The organism is Chitinophaga sp., assembly GCF_036569125.1.
Classification (GTDB): domain Bacteria; phylum Bacteroidota; class Bacteroidia; order Chitinophagales; family Chitinophagaceae; genus Chitinophaga.
In genome coordinates, this window is sequence record NZ_DATCRF010000353.1 from 1 (window position 1) to 5,221 (window position 5,221).

The following is a 5,221-nucleotide window of genomic DNA, read 5'->3' on the forward strand; positions in this document are numbered from 1 at the left end:
GCTCCAATGTTACCTACAGCCTGTTTGACTTTACCGGCCTGCCTATCCGCGCCAAGATCAGCGCTTCCTTTACGGAGCACACCGTTCCCACGCTGAGCGACATACTGGGCATGCTGTCATCCCCCGACCTTACGCATTACAAAACCGTAAATGAGGGAGAGCTGCTGCCGGTGCTCACGAACGAGATCTATAATAACCAACTTTATTACCTGCAGGTAGCAAAGGTTAATAAGCTGAAGAACTTCCGCAAGCTGCAGGCAGGCGCCAAGCTAAAGTTCCCGCCAATAGACAGCAACAACGGTTCCAGTAAAACTCAAACTAAGTAAGCATATGGGCGTATTAGACAGTTTACCGCCCGGCACGCAAACCCCGCGGCATGTAATTACCAAAAAAGTGTTTATTAACGGCACCGTGCTAAGCAACGAGATCCAGCTGGCACAGATCACCGTCAATAAATCTTTTAACAAGATTGCCTATGCGCGTTTGGTGTTTGCAGACGGCTCTGCCAGCGACCGCAACTTTCCGCTCAGCAACGACGATAAGTTTAAACCGGGCAGCGAGATCCGCGTGCAGCTGGGTTATGAAGGCGAGGCAGACACGGTGTTTGAAGGCATTATTATAAAACATGCCATCAAGGTAAGCCAGCAGGGCTCTTTGTTGCTGATAGAAGCAAAAGACAAAGCCATTAAGCTGGCAGCCGCCCGTAAGCACGCTTATTATATCAACAAAACAGATAGCGAGGTAATTACTACGCTGGCCCGGCCCATTGACCCTTCGCCGGTTGTAGATACTACCAGCAGCCCGCCGCCCAAACAGCTGGTGCAGTTTGATGCATCTGACTGGGACTTTATAGTAACCCGCGCAGAAGCCAATGGCATGCTGGTGCTTACGGATGATGGAAAGATCATCGTAAAAAAACCTTCCACTGCCGGCGCCCCGGTGCTTACGGCCACTTATGGCGATAACCTCTGGGAGTTTGAGGGCGAGATGGATGCACGCCGCCAGCTGCAAAGCGTAACCAGCCAGTCATGGGATTATACCACGCAGCAGCAGGAAACATCCAGCGCAGGCAGCGCCACCTTTACGGAGAATGGCAACATAGCCTCCACAGAAATAGGCGCTGTATTAGGCGCAGCAGTAAAGCTTACGCACACGGGACATCTTACCCAACAGCAATTACAGGACTGGTCAGATGCCTATGCCATGCGCAGCCATCTTTCCAAAGCCATAGGCCGTGTGCGGGTAGAAGGCAATGCCGCAGTAAAACCCGGCACCATGATCACCCTGGCCGGTGTAGGCGACCGCTTTAACGGCAATGTGTTTGTAACCGGTGTGCTGCATCACTTTGAAGGCAACTGGCAAACCGATATACAATTCGGCTGGCGCGAGGAATGGTTCTATAAAAAAGAGGATGTGATGGACAAACCAGCCGCCGGTTTATTACCCGGTGTAAATGGTTTGCAGATAGGCACCGTGTTAGACCTGGATGATACGGAAGGCGGCGGCCAGTACCGCGTGAAAGTACATATCCCTTCCATTACCAGCAGCAATGAAGGCATTTGGGCAAGGGTAGCTACGCTGGATGCCGGCGCTAACCGCGGTGTATACTTTCGCCCGCAGCTAACGGATGAAGTGGTGTTGGGCTTCCTGAACGATGACCCGCGTGAGCCGATAATTGTAGGTTACCTGCACAGCAAAGACAGCAAAAAATCAGCGCTGCCGGAGCAGGATGGTTCCCTGCAATATGGCTTTGTAACCCAGGAAGGCATTAAGCTCATATTCGACGATACCAACAAACGCATGACCTTACTGGTGCCCACTGCCAGCGGCGAAAAATCGCTGATCATTAACAATGATGCCAGCGCCATTGAGCTGAAGGATGATAACCAGAACAGCATTAAGATGGATTCCTCCGGCATCACCATTAATGCGGTAAAGGATGTGACAATCAGAGGGGCTAAGGTGCTTATTAATTAATAATGAAGAATTAATAATTAATAATCGTGGATGAAGTGCCCCAAGTGAAAGATGAAGTACAATGCAAAAAAAATACGAAGTACAAAAACTAAGTATAATACAAAAAATACAACATAAAAGGCGGCCGCACAAATGAAGTAATCATTGATACTTCATGGAAAGGCCTCCAAAATTATTAATTATTCATTCTTAATTATTAATTAAAATGCCCGCAGCTGCAAGAGTAACCGACAACCACACCTGCCCCATGGCTAACCCCAACGGCAGTCCGCATACAGGCGGCCCCATTATGCCGGCCGGTGTGCCTACTGTGCTCATTGGCGGACAGCCGGCCGCAGTGGTCGGCGGGCAGTGTGTATGCGCCGGCCCTCCGGATAGTATTACCGCGGGATCCGGCACGGTGCTGATTGGCGGGCAACAAGCCGCGCGCCAGGGCGATATGACCTCGCATGGCGGACAAATAGCCGCCGGTTTCCCCACCGTGATCATAGGCGGCTGATCTTTTTTATAACAACTACTAACCACAACATCATGGAAAATACAGACAGATCTTTTTTAGGAACGGGCTGGAGCTTTCCGCCCACCTTCCGCAGAGAATGGAATGGCCCTGAAATGCTGAAGGAAGAAGCAGATGTGCACAGCAGCATACAGATCATCCTCTCCACCATTACCGGTGAGCGGGTAATGCTGCCCACCTTTGGCTGCAACCTGCAGCCCCACGTATTTGATCCGCTGAACGTACCCACCATTGCCATGATAGAAAAAATAGTACGGGAAGCGCTCATTTACCATGAGCCCAGGATCATTGTGGAAAACCTTACCTCTACTGCTTTCCAGGCAGAAGGGCGGCTGGAGATCAACATTGAATACAGTATTATCACTACCAATACCCGTTACAATTACGTATTCCCCTTCTACATCAACGAAGCTACGAACATTGAAACGGTAAAACCTGTATAACGCAGGGCCAGACGCTGTTTGGCTACGCTATTCATCAATAAATTAATTATGACGTTCCGATGAGTAATTGTCATTGTCATACCACTATTAACCGCGACGGGTCGGGCCAATTGGGCCGCTACCTGAAAGCGCTGGACCCCGGTTATGCACCGGTGGATGGCCGCAGTTTTGAAGACCTGCTGGTATTTGCAAAAAGATATGCCGCACAGATCCGGTTCTATGATATTCCCGGAAGCCAGGTTGAAGATGATACGCCGCCTGCACAGGTGAGCTGGCGTGAATTTTTCCGGCGCGATATGGCGGTGATTGCCGCCTCTATTGGCACCATAGACCTGGCGCAGATCAAAAAGGATTATGAGGAGAACCGCGCTAAGCTGGATCTGAAACCTACCGGCCAAACCTATGCGAATTTGTTTGATCCCATACTAGGCATGCTGGCAAGGCTGGACCGCTGGTATTCGCTGGCTATTCCGCAAAACCCGTTGTATGTAGACCTGAACCTGGCCATTCAATCCAACCTGCAGGAGCAGGTGAAGAAGATGATAGCCTATGAAGAAGGGTTTAAGCTGGTAGATGCCAAGAATGCTTTTACGCTGGATTTCACGCCCATTGAAAATGATGATGTGTGGAAGGTGAATGACCCCGTGGATGCAGACATCAGCATTTATGAAGGCGCTACGCCGGAAGATAAGATCCGTTTTGCCGCCCTGTTCGTAGATTCCATTTTCCTGGGCTTTTATGGCGTAATGAACCAGCTGGTAGAGAGCTCTGAAAGCTACCTGCAATATGCCATGGAGCAATACCCGGCCCACCAGCCGCACATGGCGCTGTTCATTGCATTCCTGCAGCTGTTCCGTTTAGCACAGGACCAGATGAACACCCTCACCGGCCGTGTGCTGGACTTCTATTACCGCGAGGTATTGCAGCTCACGGAAAAACCGGCCATCCCGGACCGCGCTTTTATAGTATTTGAGCTGGCCAAAGATGTAGCAGACTACGACCTGGAGCCGGGCACTGCCCTGGATGCAGGTAAAGATGCCTGGGGCAAAGACCAGGTATATAAAACAGACGGCGCACTGGTAGTGAACCAGGCCAAGGTGAAGGAGCTGAAAACGTTGTTCATTGAAAAGCTGCCGCTGGAAGTGGATGAAGAAAGCAAGAACATTGCCACCCTGTATGCACGCCCGGTAGCCAATTCACTGGATGGATACGGCACCCCGTTCACAGACCCTTATCCCAAGTGGAACACCTTTGGCAAAGGCAGCAACCATCCCGGCAGAGCCGCCAACATCTGCGAAGCGCTGGATATCATTAACGATGAAATAAACACCCGCAATGAAACCGCTATTGGTTTTGCCATTGCATCGCCGCAGCTGCTGCTGCAGGGCGGTAACCGGCTGATAACCCTGCAAAGCAACGGCATTAAAGAGCTGTTTGATGCAGGCCAGGCGGAGATATGGCTTACCGGCGAAGAAGGCTGGTTAAAAATAGATCAAACTATCACGGCAGCACAATTCGCCAAATTGTACTCCAATGATATGTTTAATAATGAGGATGAATTAGGGTCCTGCATCTATAGCGGGTCAAGCGAACCAGACCGCATTTACATTTTCCTGCCCATAGCAGAAAAAGGGGTGATACCCTTTGATGCCAAGCTGCATGCAGGCCGCACCTATAACACAGCTTACCCGGTAATGCAGCTCATGGTAGGGCCGGATATAGGTATAAGCGCCGACCGCTTTAAACATCTTTCCTACACCGACCTGTCTATTAATGTACGCGTAGGGTCCATTAACCATATTCCGGTTATTGGCATTGCAGCAGCACCCGCTGCACCTGCTGCAGCTGCAGGTGGCGTTAAAGCCGCTGCTTTTGTAAAAGATACCTATGCAAACTTTGACGGGTTAAAAGTGCTGACGCTGCAAAATGATGATGGCCTGCTTACACCCGGCAAACCATTTGACCCCTTTACGGCTTATCCCAAAACCGGCAGCACCTTTTACGTTGGCAGTAACGAGGTGTTTAATAAATCGCTGGAAAAGCTTTCGCTGAACATCCGCCATGTGAATGACAGCAACGGCCTGGTGATTAATGAAAGTACAGTACGATATAAGGTAAGCCTGCTGCAGAGCAAACAGTGGCTGTACTTATCAGGGGAAAGTTTTATTGGTCCGCAATTTAGTGAAGATGAGCTCACGTATAATATCCTGAATGTAGGCGGTGATCTGCAGGGCAGCCAGCCCTCCACTCCTATTACTACAGTGCGGGCGCCCCTGGTATACCC

At 50.4% G+C, this 5,221-nt stretch carries 4 protein-coding genes and 1 pseudogene; all 5 read left to right on the forward strand.

The annotated features are described in order from the left end of the window. Nucleotides 1-326: pseudogene (locus VIM87_RS12990) on the forward strand (LysM peptidoglycan-binding domain-containing protein); the annotation flags it as partial. Between the two features lie 4 nt (nt 327-330). Further along, a complete protein-coding gene (gene vgrG / locus VIM87_RS12995; RefSeq protein WP_331997410.1) occupies nt 331-1,977 on the forward strand; it encodes a type VI secretion system tip protein VgrG in 1,647 nt (548 codons plus the stop codon). Nucleotides 1,978-2,182: 205 nt separating this feature from the next. Further along, a complete protein-coding gene (locus tag VIM87_RS13000) occupies nt 2,183-2,476 on the forward strand; it encodes a PAAR domain-containing protein (RefSeq protein WP_331997411.1) in 294 nt (97 codons plus the stop codon). A gap of 32 nt (nt 2,477-2,508) precedes the next feature. Then, complete coding sequence (locus VIM87_RS13005) at nt 2,509-2,937, forward strand: GPW/gp25 family protein (RefSeq protein ID WP_331997412.1); 429 nt, start codon at nt 2,509-2,511, stop codon at nt 2,935-2,937. 59 nt (nt 2,938-2,996) lie between these two features. Continuing rightward, on the forward strand, nt 2,997-5,221 hold a 2,225-nt coding region (locus VIM87_RS13010), incomplete at its 3' end, for a hypothetical protein (protein ID WP_331997413.1).